General features: G+C 41.0%; 14 protein-coding genes. 11 read left to right on the forward strand and 3 right to left on the reverse strand.

Annotated elements, in window-relative coordinates; genetic code table 11:
• Positions 1-4 precede the first annotated feature (4 nt).
• From ACHUET_RS02115 to recO, 9 genes are all read left to right on the forward strand, one after another.
• Positions 5-1,777 carry a polysaccharide biosynthesis/export family protein gene (locus ACHUET_RS02115; RefSeq protein ID WP_394210238.1) on the forward strand — a complete coding sequence of 591 codons (1,773 nt, stop codon included), beginning with the start codon at positions 5-7 and terminating at the stop codon, positions 1,775-1,777.
• Positions 1,778-1,852: 75 nt separating this feature from the next.
• Entirely contained in the window at positions 1,853-4,303 is a 2,451-nt protein-coding gene (locus ACHUET_RS02120; protein ID WP_394210239.1) for a capsular polysaccharide biosynthesis protein, read from the forward strand.
• 144 nt (positions 4,304-4,447) lie between these two features.
• The gene (locus ACHUET_RS02125; RefSeq protein ID WP_394210241.1) at positions 4,448-5,692 is read left to right on the forward strand and encodes a capsule biosynthesis protein; all 1,245 of its coding nucleotides are present in this window, start codon (positions 4,448-4,450) and stop codon (positions 5,690-5,692) included.
• Between the two features lie 352 nt (positions 5,693-6,044).
• Positions 6,045-7,844, forward strand: a complete 1,800-nt coding sequence (lepA, locus tag ACHUET_RS02130; protein ID WP_394210243.1) for a translation elongation factor 4 — start codon at positions 6,045-6,047, stop codon at positions 7,842-7,844.
• Between the two features lie 105 nt (positions 7,845-7,949).
• Positions 7,950-8,852, forward strand: coding sequence for a signal peptidase I (lepB, locus tag ACHUET_RS02135; RefSeq protein WP_394210245.1), 903 nt, complete (start codon positions 7,950-7,952; stop codon positions 8,850-8,852).
• Positions 8,853-8,995: 143 nt separating this feature from the next.
• The gene (locus tag ACHUET_RS02140) at positions 8,996-9,388 is read left to right on the forward strand and encodes a DUF4845 domain-containing protein (protein ID WP_227674169.1); all 393 of its coding nucleotides are present in this window, start codon (positions 8,996-8,998) and stop codon (positions 9,386-9,388) included.
• 103 nt (positions 9,389-9,491) lie between these two features.
• The gene (gene rnc, locus ACHUET_RS02145) at positions 9,492-10,289 is read left to right on the forward strand and encodes a ribonuclease III (RefSeq protein ID WP_201598824.1); all 798 of its coding nucleotides are present in this window, start codon (positions 9,492-9,494) and stop codon (positions 10,287-10,289) included.
• Between the two features lie 314 nt (positions 10,290-10,603).
• Positions 10,604-11,569 (forward strand): GTPase Era, encoded by a 966-nt coding sequence (gene era, locus ACHUET_RS02150; RefSeq protein ID WP_394210346.1) that lies wholly within the window; start codon positions 10,604-10,606, stop codon positions 11,567-11,569.
• A 62-nt stretch (positions 11,570-11,631) separates the two neighbouring features.
• Positions 11,632-12,408 (forward strand): DNA repair protein RecO, encoded by a 777-nt coding sequence (gene recO / locus ACHUET_RS02155; RefSeq protein ID WP_394210248.1) that lies wholly within the window; start codon positions 11,632-11,634, stop codon positions 12,406-12,408.
• Positions 12,409-12,448: 40 nt separating this feature from the next.
• On the opposite strand, the gene ACHUET_RS02160 is transcribed toward recO, so the two are convergent.
• Positions 12,449-13,171 carry a GspH/FimT family pseudopilin gene (locus ACHUET_RS02160; RefSeq protein ID WP_394210250.1) on the reverse strand — a complete coding sequence of 241 codons (723 nt, stop codon included), beginning with the start codon at positions 13,169-13,171 and terminating at the stop codon, positions 12,449-12,451.
• Positions 13,172-13,757: 586 nt separating this feature from the next.
• On the opposite strand from ACHUET_RS02160, the gene ACHUET_RS02165 reads away from it, so the two are divergent.
• The gene (locus ACHUET_RS02165) at positions 13,758-15,032 is read left to right on the forward strand and encodes an OmpA family protein (protein ID WP_394210252.1); all 1,275 of its coding nucleotides are present in this window, start codon (positions 13,758-13,760) and stop codon (positions 15,030-15,032) included.
• 348 nt (positions 15,033-15,380) lie between these two features.
• A complete protein-coding gene (gene typA, locus ACHUET_RS02170) occupies positions 15,381-17,231 on the forward strand; it encodes a translational GTPase TypA (protein WP_201600492.1) in 1,851 nt (616 codons plus the stop codon).
• Positions 17,232-17,340: 109 nt separating this feature from the next.
• Here typA and ACHUET_RS02175 read toward each other — a convergent pair whose 3' ends face one another.
• Positions 17,341-17,781, reverse strand: a complete 441-nt coding sequence (locus ACHUET_RS02175) for a hypothetical protein (protein WP_394210254.1) — start codon at positions 17,779-17,781, stop codon at positions 17,341-17,343.
• A gap of 288 nt (positions 17,782-18,069) precedes the next feature.
• A complete protein-coding gene (gene mutM, locus ACHUET_RS02180; RefSeq protein ID WP_394210256.1) occupies positions 18,070-18,999 on the reverse strand; it encodes a bifunctional DNA-formamidopyrimidine glycosylase/DNA-(apurinic or apyrimidinic site) lyase in 930 nt (309 codons plus the stop codon).
• Positions 19,000-19,008 lie beyond the last annotated feature (9 nt).

Genomic DNA, 19,008 nt, shown 5'->3' on the forward strand with positions numbered 1-19,008 from the left:
ACGCATGAATATGAAACCACGTTCTATCGTGATAGCAACAAGTCTGGCAATGGCAGCGACTAGTATGTCAGCAACCGCTGCAAGCAGTTATGCCGATCAAATATCAGGGTCAGGTTTTGGTACAAGCAACAATAGTATGGCTCAAGACCAAAACCGTAATAATATCAATGTGTCAACGCAGGCATTTGCAGGTGGTGTTCCGGGGCAGGCCACCACTCAAGAGGCGGTCAATGCCGCAAGTTTACCAAGTCAGTCGGTAATCAATACCACGCGCCCTTACCAAGATATCAATACGCAAGATATGATGTTTGGTGAGCAGCTGTTTCGCGGCGCATTCTCGACCACTTCTGGCTCTACTTTTAATGATAGCTATGTGATAAACCCTGGCGATAATGTTCAAGTAAGAATGTGGGGTGCCTATCAGTATGCAGCTACTATGACAGTTGATCCACAGGGTAATATTTTCTTACCAAATGTTGGTCCAGTTCGTATTTCTGGTGTACAAAATGGCAACCTACAAAACGTTGTTAAGAGTGCAGTCAGTCGTATCTATCGTTCAAACGTGGGCGTTTATGCCTCCCTAGAACAAGCACAACCAGTCAAAGTATTTGTCACAGGTTTTGTCAAACAGCCAGGTTACTATGGCGGTCTTGCTGCAGATTCAGTACTGTCTTATTTAGATAGAGCAGGCGGTGTTGATCCAACACGCGGCAGTTATATCGACATTCAAATCAAACGTAACGGTCAAATGCTACAGCAAGTCAATCTTTATGATTTCCTGCTAGCGGGTAAATTGCAGGCATTTTCATTTCGTGATGGTGATGTGATCACTGTCGCTCCACAGAAAAAAACGTTTGTCGTAAGCGGCCAAGTTCAAAACGAATATACTTTTGAGTTTGATGTGAACGATTTGACTATTGGAGATGTATTGCAAGTTTCCAATCCAGCAGCCAACGCTACTAATGTCAGTATTACTCGCAGTGCAGGACGGGCACAAACGGCAGAGTACTATTCATTAAGCGAAGCTCAAAACGTGCCCGTTTATAATGGCGATCAAATGGTAGTAACGTCCGATCGCTATGCAGGTACTATCGCTGTGCAGGTAAAAGGTGCACATACTGGTAATGGTGCAATGGTCGTGCCATATGGTGCACGTTTAAAAGATATCGTGCCACAATTGCAGCCAAGCCCACTGGCCAAGCTGACACACTTAACGATATACCGTCAATCTGTTGCTGAACAACAAAAACGTATGATTAACGAGTCGCTTGATCGTTTAGAAGAGCTAACGTTAGCGACACAGTCTACGACTCGTGAGGAGGCAGCACTACGTCAAGATGATGCTGCACTGGTCAAGCAGTTTGTTGCTAAAGCTCGCAATGTACAAACTGATGGTCAAATTGTCGTGGTGCCAAACTCGTGGCAAGATATTATCTTGCAACAAGGTGACATCATTGAGATACCAGCACAAACGTCGGTAATTACAGTCAACGGCCAAGTACGAGCACAAGGGGCACTTACCTTCAACCCGGACTATACCGTTGGTGATTATGTGGCCAATTCTGGTGGTTTCTCTGATAATGCTGATAGCAAAGATATCCTAATTATTCATCAAAATGGTGCCAGTGAAGTTGTGAACACTGCTTATCGTATTCAGCAAGGCGACGAGATTATGGTATTACCAAAAGTCAAAACCAAGCGCGTAGAGATTGCTCGTGGTTTGTCGCAGATTGTTTATCAATTAGCAATCGCTGCCAAAGTGATTTTAGATCTATAATGGTTGTTTAGTCATTATTTGTTAAGCAGCGACTTTATCAATTGAATTAAAAAGTGATGTACAAAGGTATCAGAGATGGCAAAAAGCGTAGCGGATAAAGACAAGGTATCAAGTGTATCTACCTCTAATAATGCGCTACCTTTGATATCAAGCAATCAAGAATCACCAAAGAAACTTGCAGTGATCGGTAAGGGGATGCGTCAGAACAACTTATTGTTATCACAAGTTTTGCAAGCGGACATCCATCGCTGGTATCCATGGTCAAAATTGCACCGAAGCCTAGCGAGTCGTAAAAGAACATTACAACCTGATGCGTTTATTGGATGGGGCCATAAAAAAAGCTTTCAAAGAGCCAGCAAAGCCGCTACGCGTCAGAGTTTGAGCGCGTTAAGTATTGAAGATGGTTTTTTGCGCTCATTAGATTCAGGTGTTAGTAGCCGCCATAGCTTGAGTGTGGTTGTCGATGATATTGGCATTTACTTTGATATGACGCATCCCTCGCGCCTCGAGCAGTTGATTATTGAGCGTGCTAAAAACGCTGATACCAATAATTACGAATTAGATGAAGCGCGTGCTCGGCAATTGATGGCACGTCTCTGTGACGAAAAGCTTAGTAAATATAACTCAACGATCGACTGTCCGTTATTGGATGATTTAGTCAATGAAGCAGCTACTCATGTAAAAGAAGGCTCGTTGAAGGCGCATGTTTTATTAATTGACCAAGTAGCTGGTGACGCATCTATCAAAGGTGCTGGTGCTAACAAACGCCAGTTTAAGCAAATGTTAAAGTCAGCTTGTCGTCAGCACCCTCATGCTCATATTTGGATAAAAGCTCATCCTGCGTCAAAATCAGGCTACTTAACCAGTTTAAAATTGCCCAAAAATGTCAAAATACTGACTCAAGCGCTCAATCCAATAGCATTGCTATCACAAGTGGACCATGTTTATACAGTCAGCTCCCATATGGGGTTTGAAGCCTTAATGCTAGGTAAAACGGTCCATTGCTTTGGAATTAATTGGTACAGTGGTTGGGGTTTAACTGATGATAGTGGGGCACCCAAACGCTTACTAAAAATAGTAAGGCAACGTCGTCTAGCATTGCTTCCTACAGTATCATACAGGATGCGAAATACTACATTGGAAACGTTATTCTATAGTGCTTATATTGATTACAGCCGATATGTAGATCCAGCGACGAAACAAGCTTGTGATATTGATACGGCTATTAATTGGCTAATTACGAACCGATACTGGCAAGCGCGTCTGGATGGTAACTTGACGATATATGAATTTAGTCGCTGGAAACTGCCGTTTGTGAAAGCATTTACAAATCTTCCGCGCACGACTTTATTTATTAAGCCAAAACCGCGTCTAAAAAACTTATTACATCCAGATCATTTTCGTGTCAACTATCATCAGCCTTTGTTGGTATGGGGACTAGCGAAACGTCAACAGATATATAAGAAACTACAGAAAAAAGCTACCGAGCAGCCCTCAGGTATAACATCTATTTATTGTATGGAAGATGGGTTTATTCGCTCGAATGGTTTAGGTGCCACACTATTGGCACCATTGTCTGTTGTGGTAGATAAACAAGGTATTTATTATGATGCGACACAGCCTTCAGACTTAGAGATATCACTACGTGAATGTCAGACGCTGAGTTCACAGCAAAATGCACGCGTACAAATGCTTCAAGAAAAACTGCTGACTCAGCGAGTGAGCAAATATAATGTTGGCGCGGGTATAGGTATTTCTAGTATCCGACATAACTCTTGGATGCAGGATGCCAAAGTATCTGGAAAACGGCGCATTCTTATTATCGGTCAGGTAGAAGATGATTTATCAGTACAGTACTGTGGCTCAACAATAAAGACAAATAGTGGTTTGATTGAACGTGTAAGACAAGATAATCCAGATGCTTACTTGATTTATAAGCCGCACCCAGATGTAGAAGCAGGACTGCGAGCGGGTAAGGTCACAGAAGCATGCTTAGGTCAGGTGGAGGCTGTTGCTTATGATACCGCGATGCCTGATTGCTTAGAGTGGGTCGATGCAGTACATACGATTAGCTCACTAACTGGTTTCGAGGCATTGCTCCGCGGTTTGGATGTTACCTGCTATGGTTTACCATTTTATGCAGGCTGGGGTTTAACTAAAGATATCGACGCAAAATTATCGCCAAAAGCTGAATATCTAGAAAGGCGTCAACGAGACATACCATTGTCTCTTGAGCAGTTAATATATTGTTCGCTAATACGTTATCCATTATACCGTTTGCCTGATGGTTATGGTCTTGCACAAGTAGAGCAGGTGATTGACTATCTATACCCTCCCAAAAGTTTGTGTCTACTTGAGGGCAATGAAGAAGTTCAAAATAAAGTATCTAATAGCGTAAATAATTCAGTTAAAGATTCAATATCACTTATATCGGCACTACCTGAACAGATCAAGCGCCAAGCTGCCATAGGTTTTATGCAGCAGCGGCACCGATGGCAACAGCGACTGCGTAAAATATCTCATTAATTAACATCAAAAGCACTATGTAATTCCATTGCGACAACGATGTAATTTTTCGGTATAATAATTATTACACTATGTATTTTTATATTATTAACTAACTCTTTTTACCTCTGTATATCCTCTTTCATTTAATGGTAGCCTCATACTATGGCAGCTTCGATGTCTCACTTGCTCACTCATCGACATGTCTTGCTACTACAAGGGAAAATGGGTGGGTTTTTTAATCGCTTTTCATCATTTTTGCAAACGCAAGGTATTAAAGTTAGTAAAGTTAATTTCAATGCTGGCGATGCTTTTTTTTATCACCATGACAACACTTATGAATATACTGATACTTTAGCCCAGTTCACTTCTTGGCTAAAGTCTTTTATCAAAGAGCATGATATTGATGCAATTGTTTGTTTTGGCGATTGTCGTCCGCATCATACACAGGCGGCATGTTTAAGTGAACGACTAGGCATTTCATTTTTCGTATTTGAAGAGGGCTATTTGCGTCCTGATTATATTACTTTACAAGAACATGGCATTAATGGTTATTCACGCCTAAGTATAGATGATATTAAAGCGCTCAAAAAAGCCAATGATAAGCCGCTATATACACACAATCGTTTTTATCGTCTGAGTATCGCTGCTATCGTTTACTATATTGTGGCTTGGCTCTATAAGAGACGCTATCCTCACTATTCACATTATCGTGGTATGACCGCATGGCAAGAAGCAATCGCTTGGCTCAAAGCACCATGGCGCAAGTTGCGAGATTATATACCCGACAAACAGTTGCAAAATAGGCTTACTAAATATGAAAGTAACAATTATTTTCTGATCAGTTTGCAAGTTCATAATGATTCACAGATTACTCATCACAGTGATTATCGTGATGTGGTACAGTTCATTGATGAGTCTATTGCAAGCTTTGCAGACTATGCTAATAAAAAGCAATTGCTTGTGTTTAAGCATCACCCACTAGATCGTGGTCATCGTGACTACCGTGAGCTGGTAGCTAGTTTGGCTGAGCGTTATCAAGTGGCACACCGAGTGTTCTATGGCTGTGATATGCACCTACCAACGCTTATGAAATATAGTATCGGTATGGTTACTATCAATAGCACTACTGGGCTACAATCGGTTTATCATAAAAAGCCTACCAAAGTTATGGGCCGAGCAATCTACGATACTCCAAAACTAACAGATCAGCAGCCACTCAAAGGTTTTTGGCAACAGCCTAAGAGTCCAGACAATGAGTTCTATCTAAGGTTTCGTGAATATCTGATAGAGCAGACCCAGATAAATGGTGCTTTCTATGGTAGATCACCATGGATGTATAAATATCTACATCAAGCTAAAAACTATAATATAGAGGAAGGTTTTTCCAAAAATAGTTTGCCTAAATAGTTCATTTAATTCTGTTCATGGGCACTTTATTCAGAATCTATATGTTGATCAGCTTTCAATAAGTGTCTGGTTTTCTAAATTTATTGTTTCTAAATACCTTCCTTGACCTGCAAATCATACCTCTGCTACTAAAATCGCCTTACTTTGTGGTCGAAAACTGCTAGAATACTCTTTCATGCGTGCGCATAAGAGTTAATATGCTTGGCTATATATTCTAGGCGACGATATTAGTAAAATCGGCTCGTTTTAACTGGTCTACTCTCAACGAAGCAAAAGTATCTTATTGATTGCACATGACAATATCTGTTCTTTCGTTTAATTATTCTATCACCTTTAATTTAGTAGGCGCTTTGTGACTGCATTAGCCAATATTCGTAACTTTTCAATCATTGCCCACATTGATCATGGTAAGTCGACCCTTGCCGATCGTTTTATTCAGATGTGCGGTGCCTTGCAAGATCGCGAGATGCAGGCGCAGGTGCTCGACTCGATGGACATTGAGCGTGAGCGCGGTATCACTATTAAAGCACAATCGGTAACATTATTTTATGATCACCCAAATGGTGAGCGTTATCAGCTGAACTTTATTGATACACCGGGTCACGTCGATTTCTCATACGAAGTATCACGTTCGTTAGCCGCTTGTGAAGGCGCGCTATTGGTCGTTGATGCCGCCCAAGGCGTAGAGGCTCAGTCGGTTGCCAATTGCTATACGGCAGTGGACCAAGGTTTAGAAGTGATGGCAGTTCTTAATAAAATTGATTTGCCACAAGTCGAGCCTGAGCGTGTTATTCAAGAAATTGAGGATATTATCGGTATTGATGCAGTAGATGCGCCGCGTGTATCAGCGAAATCCGGTCTTGGTGTCGATAAGTTATTGGAAGCCTTAGTCGAGTTTATTCCAGCACCGACTGGCGACCGCGAAGCACCCCTACAAGCGTTGATTATTGATTCATGGTTTGATAGCTATTTGGGCGTGGTCTCGCTCGTTCGTGTACGCCAAGGAACCGTGAAAAAAGGCGATAAGATTTATATCAAATCAACGGGCGATGCTCATCCAGTAAGTTCTATCGGTGTATTCACACCAAAACCTGTCGATACTGGTATCTTAGAAGCGGGTGAAGTAGGCTTTATTATCGCGGGTATTAAAGACATTGCTGGTGCGCCAGTTGGTGATACGATTACCCATGCAAAGACCCCTGACGTCGACCGTATTCCAGGTTTTAAACAAATCACGCCACAAGTATATGCTGGTATGTTCCCAGTAGACTCTAGTGATTTTGAAAAATTCCGTGAAGCGTTGCAAAAACTACAAATCAATGATGCCTCGTTATTCTTTGAGCCTGATACCTCAGACGCATTAGGCTTTGGCTTTCGTTGTGGCTTCTTAGGCATGCTACACATGGAGATTATCCAAGAGCGCTTAGAGCGTGAGTATGACTTGGATTTGATCACCACCGCCCCGTCAGTGATCTATGAAATTGAAAAGAAAGGCGGCGACGTCATCTATGTTGATAACCCATCAAGACTGCCTGAGCCCAATAACATCGAAGAGTTCCGTGAGCCAATTGCGCGCTGTCAGATTCTGGTACCGCAAGACTACCTAGGTAACGTCATGACGCTATGTATCGAGCGCCGCGGTGTGCAGGTTGATATGCGCTTTATGGGTAAGCAAGTTCAGGTTATCTTTGATATTCCGATGGGTGAAGTGGTCATGGATTTCTTTGACCGTTTAAAATCAGTCTCGCGTGGTTTTGCATCACTGGACTATAATTTTGATCGTTATCAAGTTGATAAATTGGTCAAAGTTGACGTGCTAATCAACGGTGATAAAGTTGATGCCTTGGCGATGATTGTGCACCAAGATCAAGCACGTTTCCGCGGTAATCAGCTAGTGACCAAGATGAAAGAGCTGATTCCACGTCAGATGTTTGATGTGGCGATTCAAGCAGCAATTGGTAGTCAAATTATCGGTCGTAGTACGGTAAAAGCCATGCGTAAAGACGTATTGGCCAAATGTTATGGCGGTGATGTGTCACGTAAGAAAAAGCTATTGTCTAAGCAAAAAGCGGGTAAAAAACGCATGAAGCAAGTAGGTAACGTGGAGATTCCACAAGAAGCCTTCTTGGCTGTCTTGCAAGTTGATAGTTAATAGACAGTTCTATCTCAGATAGTTTTTGTACATAGCAGCAGTTGAATATCGTTAATTTTATCGTCAAAGCAGCTAGACAAGCAGCATGTTAATAGGCAATTTGGTATGGATTTTGATTTCAATTTAATTTTAGTGCCGTTGACTATAGGCTTAGGGATTGTCTGGCTGTTAGATAAGCTTGCGTTTAAGCAGCGCAAAACTCGCGGGCGAGGCAAAGAGAGCCTGCTGGTACGCTGGGCTTATGACTTCTTTCCTGTATTGGCAGTGGTATTAATAGTACGCTCATTTTTAATTGAGCCTTTTAATATTCCATCGTCTTCTATGGTGCCAACGTTATATACGGGTGATTTTATTGCGGTCAACAAGTATGCGTATGGCGTTCGTCTACCGCTAACGTATAATAAAGTTTTGGATACTGGCGAGCCTGAGTATGGCGATGTAGTGGTATTCCGTTATCCTGAAAACCCAAGCATTTACTATATCAAACGCTTGATTGGGTTGCCTGGTGATACCGTCAGCTACAATCAAGGTACAATCTCTATTAATGATGTACCAGTGGAGACGACGCCTGTCGATTTTTCGGCAAGTGCAGAGTTGACATCACAACTTTATTTACCAGGACAAGTTGGTCCAGGTCAGGTGCTCACAGAAGAGAGTGCTGCTGCGATGGGTCAGGAAGAAGAGGACGCCGCACAGTATTTTCAAGAGACACAGGGTGAAAACACACACCTTGTTCGCTACTTAGATGGCATGAACAGCTCACAGTATGCTCCCTTCCTGCAGCAACAATCACCAGAAGTTGTGAGCTCAGAAGGTACAGAGTGGCGTATCAAAGTGCCAGAAGGTCAATATTTTGTCATGGGTGATAATCGCGATCGCAGTGCAGATGGTCGCTTTTGGGGTTTTGTCCCTGATGAAAACTTAGCGGGTAAAGCTGTCTATATATGGATGCATAAGCCACCTGGATTAAATCTACCAACCTTTGAACGCAATGGTACTATTGATTAGTATCGTGAGTACTCTATTGGTTGATTTATCGATAATAGTTTTATGCTAATATCGTTACTATTCAATAAATAGCGTTCTACTATCTAATTTATAGGTATAGAACGCTATTAAAAATAGTCATCTATCAATCGAGGGTTTCCATCATGCAGCAGTTATCTGGTCTTGCCACGCAGCGCGGTGCTAGTGTGACAAACATCGTTCTCATTATTATGATGTTGGGTATCGCAGTTAAACTGCTGGTGGCCATTGTACCTGCTCAAATTGGTGACTATCAGCTGACTAAGCTCTTGAGTGCAGAGCTTAAAGTAGCCAATGACAATAACGAGACAGCCAAGCAGTTCGTTGAGCGTGTTAACAAACAGCTATCCATCAATGCTGACTATGACACCAATGCAGAAGATGTATTCACTTTTACCAATAAAAAAACGGGCCAATTGGCCATTCATAAAGAATATGCAGTAACCAATACGTTTTTTAGCAATGTCGATATCGTGAATCGTTTCGAAGGAGACATCGATATGGCTACAGCAGAATAAATAATCATAATATGGGACAGCGCTTTAGTGTCCTCAACAAAATCAAATATATACTTTTATTAAACTAAATCTGTAAAACAGAAGGGATAACCACAAGCCACGCATGAAACCAACTTCGCAACATTCCCAAGCGGTTCTTACTCCTAAAAAAAATAGCACGTCTGTCGACACGCTTGTTGTTAGCTCAGAATTTACTCAGCGCTTAGCAGTCTTAACGCGCAAGTTAGGCTATGTGTTTAATGATTTGAGCCTGCCAAAGCTTGCATTGACGCACCGCTCATTTGATAGCAAAAAAAACTACGAGCGTCTAGAGTTTTTAGGTGATGCGCTTTTGGGTATGATTGTGGGTGAGGCTTTATACCATCGTTATCCTAATCAAAACGAAGGGCGTCTAACCCGTATGCGTGCAACTTTGGTTCGCCAAGAATCACTGGTTATTATCGCGCAAAATCTAGAGCTGTCTAACCATCTCATATTAGGCGTGGGTGAACGTAAGGGTGGTGGCCGTAATCGTGCTTCTATATTGGCGGATGCGGTAGAGTCTTTGATTGGTGCCATCTATTTGGACAGTCAAGATATGGATATCACTCGTCATTGCGTACTCTCTTGGTACGGAGACTTGATTGACAACGTTAATGACCAAAAAGCACTAAAAGATGCGAAGAGCCGTTTGCAAGAGTGGTTACAGTCCAAGCAATTTGATTTGCCAAACTATGAGCTTATGGAAACACGTGGCAACGCTCCTCATCAAATTTTCGTAGTACGCTGTCACGTGAATATTCAAAACTGCCCTGATATCACTGAATCTGGTGAAAGTCGCCGTATCGCTGAGCAAAAAGCAGCAGAACTTATGATTAATCAGCTGCACAAACTTCCAGGATCCGCTAAGAAACGCTCTTAGCGAATATTTGCAGGCGATTACAAGCATATTTCTGAGTCAACAATGCCGCTTTTAAGTGATGAGACCTGAAGCGTTATAGACCTAATTTACCTTACATACTATTTATTTCAAATATTACCAGCCGATATCCAATAGTAACTACACCGACAAACTATTAAGTCATCTTTGGCTGGATATAAACCCTATAGGATTAACTTATGAGCAATCACCCTGATGTGCCATCGAATAATGAAGATAGTACTCAAAATATGATTGAAAATACAGATGTCGATACGAATGCCGATAGCGTAGAAAATATCACAATCGACAACGATATGGCGATTGAAGAGTTTTTTGCGCCAAATATGAATGCTCGTATGGCTGATGACTTCAGAGCTGGTTATGTTGCCATTGTTGGACGTCCAAACGTGGGTAAATCAACGTTGATGAACCACTTATTGGGTCAAAAGCTGTCTATTACTTCGCGTAAGCCGCAAACGACGCGCCACCGTATTCATGGCATTTTGTCCAATCATGAGATGCAGGCAGTGTTTGTAGATACGCCAGGTATTCATCGCAATGAAGTACGGGCTATTAATGAGCGTATGAACAAAGCGGCAGTATCTGCTCTAGTAGATGTTGACCTAGTATTGTTTGTTGTTGACTCAGATCAATGGCGTGATGATGATCTATTGACGTTGCAAAAGCTTGGTGATACCAATTTGACTGTTGTATTGGTCATTAATAAATCAGATACTTTAAAAGATAAAGGCAGCGTATTGCCGCTTATTGAAACCTTTAATGAAAGTTTTGACTTTGCTGATATCGTTCCAGTATCGGCGCTTAAAAACCAAAATTTAGATCGTTTGCAAGAAGTGATTGCCTCACATTTACCAGTTGCTGCACCTATTTATGATACAGAGCAAATCACTGACCGTTCAGAGCGATTCCTAGCCAGTGAAATCATTCGTGAAAAAATCATGCGTAGTGCGGGAGATGAAGTGCCGTACGACTTGACCGTACAGATCGATGCGTTTAAAGATGAGCCTGCGCATACAGATCCAAAGACAGGGCGTCCACGTAAAGCATGTACTTTTATTGATGCAACTATCTATGTTGAGCGCAGTGGTCAAAAAGCCATTGTCATTGGTGATAAGGGTCAACGCATCAAGCAAGTCGGTATGGATGCTCGTAAAGACATGGAGCAGCTGTTTGACAAAAAAATCATGCTAACGCTATGGGTCAAAGTTAAACGTGGCTGGTCTGATGACGAACGTGCATTAACCAGTTTGGGATATTGATAGCAATCAAGGATATTGCGGTAGTGCTACTATCCATATGTTAAATGCTGAGGTAATAAACGATGCGTAACGAAGCGTTAATTGGTTATTTATTACATCAGCGTCCTTATCAAGAAAAGCGTGCGTTGTATTATCTTTTTTCTCAGCAGCATGGTGTGATACATGGTATTGGGAAAAAAGGCGCACCGCTATTTATGCCTTTACAGCTATTTGCCACTGGCAAACGCGACCTAAAAACATTCACTCAAATCCAGATTACTTCGCAAACCACTCGTCAAACAAATAACGAGCAAAAAGAGGGTATCTCTGCCATACTTTCTACTGTGCCTTACAGTAATATCAATGGACAGCACCAATATGCGGCGTTGTACCTTAATGAGATACTGTGGCGGTTGTTACCGACCGAAGATCCAATGCCAGTATTGTGGCAACATTATCAGGACAGTCTACAGCAGCTGAAGCAACCTTTAGATAATAATGAGCTTCGTTTATGTTTGCGCCAATTTGAGCAGCACCTATTCAATGAGTTAGGTTTCACCTTAACGCTAACGCATGACAACATCGAAGATACTATCGAACCTGATTGTGTGTATCGCTTTTTACCTGATGTGGGGTTACTGCCAATCATGCAGGAAGTTATAGAGTCTGAGCATTTAAATAGTACTACCGGACAAACTATATTTAAGGGTATCGATATTCTCGAAATGGCCTACCTAGGTATTACTAAAGCAACGCTGAATAATTGGTCAAAGCTACATCGGCATCTGATAGATCATCTACTTGATTATCAACCATTACAAAGTCGGCTACTATGGCAACAGCAGCAACGTTATCAATAAAGAGATTGTTATTTTTAAATCTCTTTACTGTTTAGCACAGCTAGCAGTCAGTAGGATGATCTGAATTAAGCTTATATTTAACAATACCTGCTTGATTAAACGAGATTTGATACATCGATTCATTATAAGAAGATGTAGGGCAGTACTTGATATGGCCGAAGTGACCTCGAGGCTTGCCACTATCACCCCAAAACTTTGTATAGTGACGTCTGCTCCCGACTCTTAACTTCAAGGTGCTATATTTCAAGTTCAGCTGCTCTTGAGTTAATAGAGTATCTACTCGAGCATCAAAACGTTTATTATCATTTGTATCTACGAATGCCAAAAGGGTTTTGTCAGCATTTCTATTGCAGCGTCTTCCATTATTTGACAAGCAAACCAATACATCCTGTCTGGTGATGTAGCTTTCAGCTTTTGCCAAAGCGAGGGTATTTTGTAATTGGGTTTTGACACGTCTGGCTTCCATACGCGTTAATTGTGTCAATATGCTAGGCATTGCAATCGCTACTATGATAGCCAATACCGTTACAGTAACAATAAGTTCAACGAGAGTGAAGCCATTCCTACCTTTGGCTCCTAAAACGTGCAAATTTGTCGCAGAGTGTTTGTTACGTATAGTTAACTGATGCGGTGGAGCGTACAACTTATTTATTCGAAATATCAGCTTACCATGATTAAGTATTCCTTTCACCGAAGTAGATACAGGTAAAAACACTATTAGTAATCTGTGATAATTTGATGATGTCTTATAAAGCGATTTCATAGGTTGCTACATCCTATAGCTTCAGATTTTCTAAATAAAATAATCGCGCTTATTTGCAATAGGTAGCTAGTCTATTATGCAAAGAGCAATGCTTAATAAAGACTAGTATTTTGGCTTGTTGGCCATATACAAAATTATTACTTATCTATAAATTATTTCTAATATGAAATAATGTTGACTATTGTAATATAAACAGAATATATGTCTAGTGTCAAAAAATGTTTCAATTAGTGAATAATTCATATTAGCAATAGAGAAAAATAATTAATTGTAATAAAATATGTGCAAGTGATGGGCAGTTTTTGTTCCACTGTCTATCGTGAACTGACATACAAAAGATAAGAAGCGTAAGGTGTGTTAGTTCTAGGTAACTTAGAATGGCTATTGTGTTTTAGTTACAACATTATCGTGTAATAATGTGTAGCTCGCTAACGAAAAAAGTTGTAAACTGAATTAATAATCGCTAAGCTACGTCTTAATTAGTTTCGCTTTGTAACTCAAAATGTGTAAAAGATGTCTAATTTAGAGCGTCTTGAGAATCGGTTTTGCTTAACGCATCACTAAAATTATCCTTTGGAGGAAGTCCATGAAATTGAATAAAATAGCTCTAGCTCTAGTAGCTGTAACAGCAGCGCCTATGGCAGCTAACGCTGGTGTTACTATCAGCCCGTTACTATTAGGTTATCACATGACTGAAGAGTTCAGTGATACGTCTGATAAACAGCGTGAAGTGTTGACCACTGGTAAGAATTTACAGACTAATACAGATCGTCTTGGAAATCCTAACGGCGGCGTAGCTAAAGAAAGCAGCCTATATACTGGCGCAGCTTTAGGTATTGAGCTGACTCCTTCTACTCAGTTCCAAGTAGAATATGGTGTGTCTGATGCAAATGGCGAAGCTTCCGAAGACTCAGCTAAATCTGGTGCTAACCGTTTCGATATCGAACAAACCATGATCTCTGGTAACTTCTTGATCGGTACTGAAGAGTTTACTGGTTATACTGATAATGCACTTAAGCCATATGTACTAATTGGTGCTGGTCAATCTAAAATCGAAGTAGAAAACCAAGAGCAGTACACTAACTCTAATAATGAAGTAGTTGAGGCTGGTACTGAAGTATCAAACTCTAAAGACACTATCGGTAACCTAGGTCTAGGTGCTATGTATCGTATCAACGATGCACTAAGCCTACGTGGTGAAGCTCGTGCAATTCATAACTTTGATAACAACTGGTGGGAAGGCATGGCTTTGGCCGGTCTAGAAGTTGTACTTGGTGGCCATCTAGCGCCTACAGTAGCTGTACCGCCAATGGAAGAGCCAATGGTTGACAACACTCCAGTAGTTGTTGTTGAAGCTGACCTTGATTCTGACGGTGATGGCGTACCTGATAGCATGGATGCATGCCCAGGCACTCCAATGAATGTAGTGGTTGATGAGCGCGGTTGCCCAGTACCAGTAGATATTACTGACGAGCTGAAAATGGAACTACGTGTATTCTTTGATAACGACAAATCAGCTATCAAAAACCAATACAAGCCAGAAATCGCTAAAGTAGCAGAAAAAATGCGTGAGTATCCTAACTCTACAGCTCGTGTAGAAGGTCATGCATCTAAAACTGGTCCTTCAGCACGTTACAACCAACGTCTATCTGAAGCTCGTGCTGTTGCTGTTAAATCTATGCTAACTAACGAATTCGGTATTGCTCCAAACCGTCTATCAACTGTTGGTTATGGTTATGACCAACCAATCGCATCAAACGATACTGAAGAAGGTCGTGCTATGAACCGTCGTGTTTATGCCATCATCACTGGTGACAAAACTATGACTGTTGAACAAACTAAGGATATGGTTGTTCAGTAAATATTGGACAATTAATCGTATAGTTAGATATATGGTTACAAAAAAAGCCACCCAATTGGGTGGCTTTTTTTATTTATGTATTGAGAAAAGTAAGTTATTTCATAAATTTATGAATCAATAATGTTATACTAGCCACCCAAACATTCTGTAAATTGACAGAATGTACATTAGCATAGCTATCTGTACGATGAATTTATCGGCATAGATATTTGATTATATTGAGATTTTCTGAGCGATAGCATTTATTGTGTATCATCTAGAATTCAATATCTATCTGATTGATGATAAGAGTTTATCCAGCGGCGCTTATTGCTACTGCATTTTTTTAAGACGACACGAGCATTTTATATGGCGAACGATATCAAACACCTGCGTAACATTGCAATTATTGCCCACGTTGACCACGGTAAAACAACTTTGGTTGATAAATTATTACATCAATCTGGTACTTTTGGCGATCGTGCAAACATTGCTGAACGTGCAATGGATTCAGGTGATATTGAGCAAGAACGTGGTATTACTATTTTGGCTAAAAATACAGCCATTCGTTGGACAGATCAGACTTCAGAAACTGAATACCGTATTAATATCGTTGATACCCCAGGTCACGCCGATTTCGGTGGTGAAGTTGAGCGTGTAATGTCAATGGTTGATTGCGTACTTTTGGTTGTTGATGCTGTCGATGGCCCGATGCCTCAGACTCGTTTTGTAACGCAAAAAGCATTTGAACAAGGTCTAAAGCCGATTGTTGTTATCAATAAAATTGACCGTCCTGGCTCACGCCCTGATTGGGTAATGGATCAAATTTTTGATTTGTTCGATAATCTAGGTGCAACTGATGAACAGCTTGATTTTCCAGTGGTTTATGCATCAGCGTTAAATGGTATTGCAGGTTTGGAAGCAGACGATTTAGCTGATGACATGACGCCACTATTTAAAACTATTGTTGATGTTGTACAAGCACCACAGGTTGATGCAGACGCACCATTCCGTATGCAAATCTCAAGCCTTGATTACAACAGCTTCGTTGGTGTTATCGGTATTGGTCGTATCCAGCGCGGTAAGGTGAAAGTTAATACACCAGTTACTGTCATTGATAAGCATGGTAAGACACGTAACGGTCGTATCTTAAAAATTATGGGCTACCATGGCCTTGATCGTATTGATGTTGAAGATGCACAGGCTGGTGATATCGTTTGTATCACGGGTATCGATGCACTTAATATCTCAGATACGATTTGTGATCCTAATAATGTTGAAGCATTACCAGCATTAACAGTTGATCAGCCTACCGTATCAATGAACTTCCAAGTAAATAACTCACCATTTGCTGGTCGTGATGGTAAGTTTGTCACGTCACGTAATATTCGTGAGCGTCTTGAGCGTGAATTGATTCACAACGTTGCACTACGTGTAGAAGACACTGAGTCTCCAGATAAGTTCAAAGTATCAGGTCGTGGTGAGCTTCATCTATCTGTGCTTATTGAAAACATGCGCCGTGAAGGCTTCGAGATGGGTGTTTCAGGCCCAGAAGTTATCGTAAAAGAAGTTGATGGCAAGCTACAAGAGCCGTATGAAAATGTTGTCTTCGATATCGAAGAAGAGCATCAGGGTTCTATCATGGAGCAGGTTGGTCTACGCAAAGGCGAAATGACCAATATGGAGCTTGATGGTAAAGGTCGCATGCGTATTGAAGCAACAGTACCAGCTCGTGGTTTGATCGGTTTCCGTTCTGAGTTTTTAACACTGACCTCAGGTAGTGGTATCATGACGTCAAGCTTCTCACATTATGGTCCGCAAAAGATCGGTGATGTGGGTGGTCGTTCAAACGGCGTATTGGTCTCTATGGCAAACGGTACTTGCCTAGGCTTCGCACTGTTTAACCTGCAAAAACGTGGTAAGTTATTTGCTGAGCCACAGCTTGAAGTTTATGAAGGTATGATTATTGGTCTTAACTCTCGTAACGATGATATGACGGTTAACCCAACAACCGGTAAGCAGCTTACTAACGTACGTGCTAGTGGTACTGATGAAGCGTTGACTTTGACACCAGCAGTTAAGTTTACGCTTGAGCAAGCGCTTGAATTCATTCAAGATGACGAGCTAGTTGAAGTAACACCAAAAGCAGTACGTATTCGTAAACGCTATCTGACTGAAAGTGAGCGTAAGCGTCACGGCCGTAGTAAGAAAAATGCATAATATTTTAGTTCAACTAAAATGAAGTAATAAAAAAGGCTAACATAAAGTTAGCCTTTTTTATTGTTTATTCATAAAGTTATAGTTTTTGATTTATGCTAAAAACAATGACTTATGGTGTGACAACTACGTAGTCGTTAGTATTAATCAAAATCTCTGATGGTTGGTCAACGACGATACGCACAGTATTATTGTTAATAACTTGTGATTTATAATAGTTGTCTTCTGCAACTGTACAGCCTAAACATCTTCCCATAGCATCCCAAGGCTCAACAAATAATTTTTGCTGCGCTTGATCGGCATTTCCACCGATAAGAGAGAAGGGCAGGCTCACGATATAGGCGGCAGTACCAGCCACAGCATTGACCAGTTGTAATGGTTTACCAACAATCGTGTCTACTACCATCGTCTCATATGAAGGGCCAAAGTCAGTTTCGTCTATTTCTATAGCTGCAAAAGTAGGTTGCATACTAGCAGCCATTAACGCTAAGGAAGTAAAGACAGGCAACAACTTCTGCTTAACTGCGCGTTTGTTTTTGGCTTTAACCGTCATAACGATATCCTAAAATTCACAATTAGTATGATTAATGGCTGCTGCTGTTTCCACATAGGAATATCGCGGCAACGACAGGTAAGGTAAGTATTACAGAAGAATAAATAGTGCGCACTATTTGTGTAAGTGCTAGCACTATTAAAGCAAGATGTAGACCAATAAGCAACAAGAATACATGGGATATTCTTATGTGAGTAAAAAATATATCAAAGTAGATTGTATTTATTTTTAGATAGTGGCGGACTTCTCTTTATTTAAGACAAAATTGCATATGATAAATAATTAAGCTTAAGCTAGCGGCTGACAATTTGGACAGTAAACACTGGCTCTACCGTTGAGCTTGATATTCTCTAGTACGGTATCGCAGTGTGGACAACGTTCTCCTTGTCTACCATAGACATTCAAAGTTTGCTGAAAATAACCAGTTTGACCACTAGCTACTGTGAAATCTCGTAGCGTTGAGCCACCAAGCTTGATAGCCTTTTTTAATGTATCTTTAATATGATCAACTAAAACTATCAGCTGCTCAAGTGATAGTTGATTGGCTGGGGTAGCAGGGTGAATACCTGATAGATAGAGGCTTTCCGTCGCATAAATATTACCGACACCTACCACGACTTTTTGTTCCATAATAACAGATTTGATAGCTCGTACGATGGACTGTGCTCGTTTGGTCGTGGGGCTTTTATTCGAACTTGTATCATTATGACCTTTCTCGGATAAGTTATTACGTTGAATAACGTTATACAGATACTCTGCGGTAAAATCTTCTGAGAGTGGCTCAGGGCCTAAGTGGTCCAGTAATTTGCTACCGTAATCTCTATACCATAATACTGAGCCAAATCGCCTTGGATCGTAATAATGTAGCTGAGATTTTGCGTTTTCAGCATCCCTAAATACTACTATCAGATGATCATGTTTACGTTTGTCAGTGCCATAACTGTGCTGCTGTAAACTACCTGACATGCCCAAATGGATCAAAAGCTTAAGTGGTGCTACTGTGGCATCATTATCGTTCATCGCTATGGGCAAAAAGTTAAGAACAAGATATTTTGCTCGGCGTTCAACGCTATCTAACGTGTAGTCAACCAGACTGCTCAAGTCATCTGGCATCACCCAACGTAGCTTTGGTTGAAAGACTTTTATGTCAATCACCTGTTGTCCTAACAATGGTGCAAGGCTAGTCTTGGTGGTTTCTACTTCTGGCAATTCGGGCATGATGTTTTA

Origin of the sequence: Psychrobacter piscatorii (assembly GCF_043641605.1) — a bacterium.
GTDB classification, from domain to species: Bacteria; Pseudomonadota; Gammaproteobacteria; order Pseudomonadales; family Moraxellaceae; genus Psychrobacter; species Psychrobacter piscatorii_C.

What these genes read in the sequence shown, in the direction of transcription:
- rnc (WP_201598824.1), top strand. Translation starts at nt 9,492, where the DNA reads ATGAAACCAACTTCGCAACATTCCCAAGCGGTTCTTACTCCTAAAAAA.
- ACHUET_RS02125 (WP_394210241.1), top strand. Translation starts at nt 4,448, where the DNA reads ATGGCAGCTTCGATGTCTCACTTGCTCACTCATCGACATGTCTTGCTA.
- ACHUET_RS02165 (WP_394210252.1), top strand. Translation starts at nt 13,758, where the DNA reads ATGAAATTGAATAAAATAGCTCTAGCTCTAGTAGCTGTAACAGCAGCG.
- ACHUET_RS02120 (WP_394210239.1), top strand. Translation starts at nt 1,853, where the DNA reads ATGGCAAAAAGCGTAGCGGATAAAGACAAGGTATCAAGTGTATCTACC.
- typA (WP_201600492.1), top strand. Translation starts at nt 15,381, where the DNA reads ATGGCGAACGATATCAAACACCTGCGTAACATTGCAATTATTGCCCAC.
- era (WP_394210346.1), top strand. Translation starts at nt 10,604, where the DNA reads ATGGCGATTGAAGAGTTTTTTGCGCCAAATATGAATGCTCGTATGGCT.
- ACHUET_RS02175 (WP_394210254.1), bottom strand. Translation starts at nt 17,781, where the DNA reads ATGACGGTTAAAGCCAAAAACAAACGCGCAGTTAAGCAGAAGTTGTTG.
- ACHUET_RS02115 (WP_394210238.1), top strand. Translation starts at nt 5, where the DNA reads ATGAATATGAAACCACGTTCTATCGTGATAGCAACAAGTCTGGCAATG.
- ACHUET_RS02140 (WP_227674169.1), top strand. Translation starts at nt 8,996, where the DNA reads ATGCAGCAGTTATCTGGTCTTGCCACGCAGCGCGGTGCTAGTGTGACA.
- ACHUET_RS02160 (WP_394210250.1), bottom strand. Translation starts at nt 13,171, where the DNA reads ATGAAATCGCTTTATAAGACATCATCAAATTATCACAGATTACTAATA.
- recO (WP_394210248.1), top strand. Translation starts at nt 11,632, where the DNA reads ATGCGTAACGAAGCGTTAATTGGTTATTTATTACATCAGCGTCCTTAT.
- mutM (WP_394210256.1), bottom strand. Translation starts at nt 18,999, where the DNA reads ATGCCCGAATTGCCAGAAGTAGAAACCACCAAGACTAGCCTTGCACCA.
- lepB (WP_394210245.1), top strand. Translation starts at nt 7,950, where the DNA reads ATGGATTTTGATTTCAATTTAATTTTAGTGCCGTTGACTATAGGCTTA.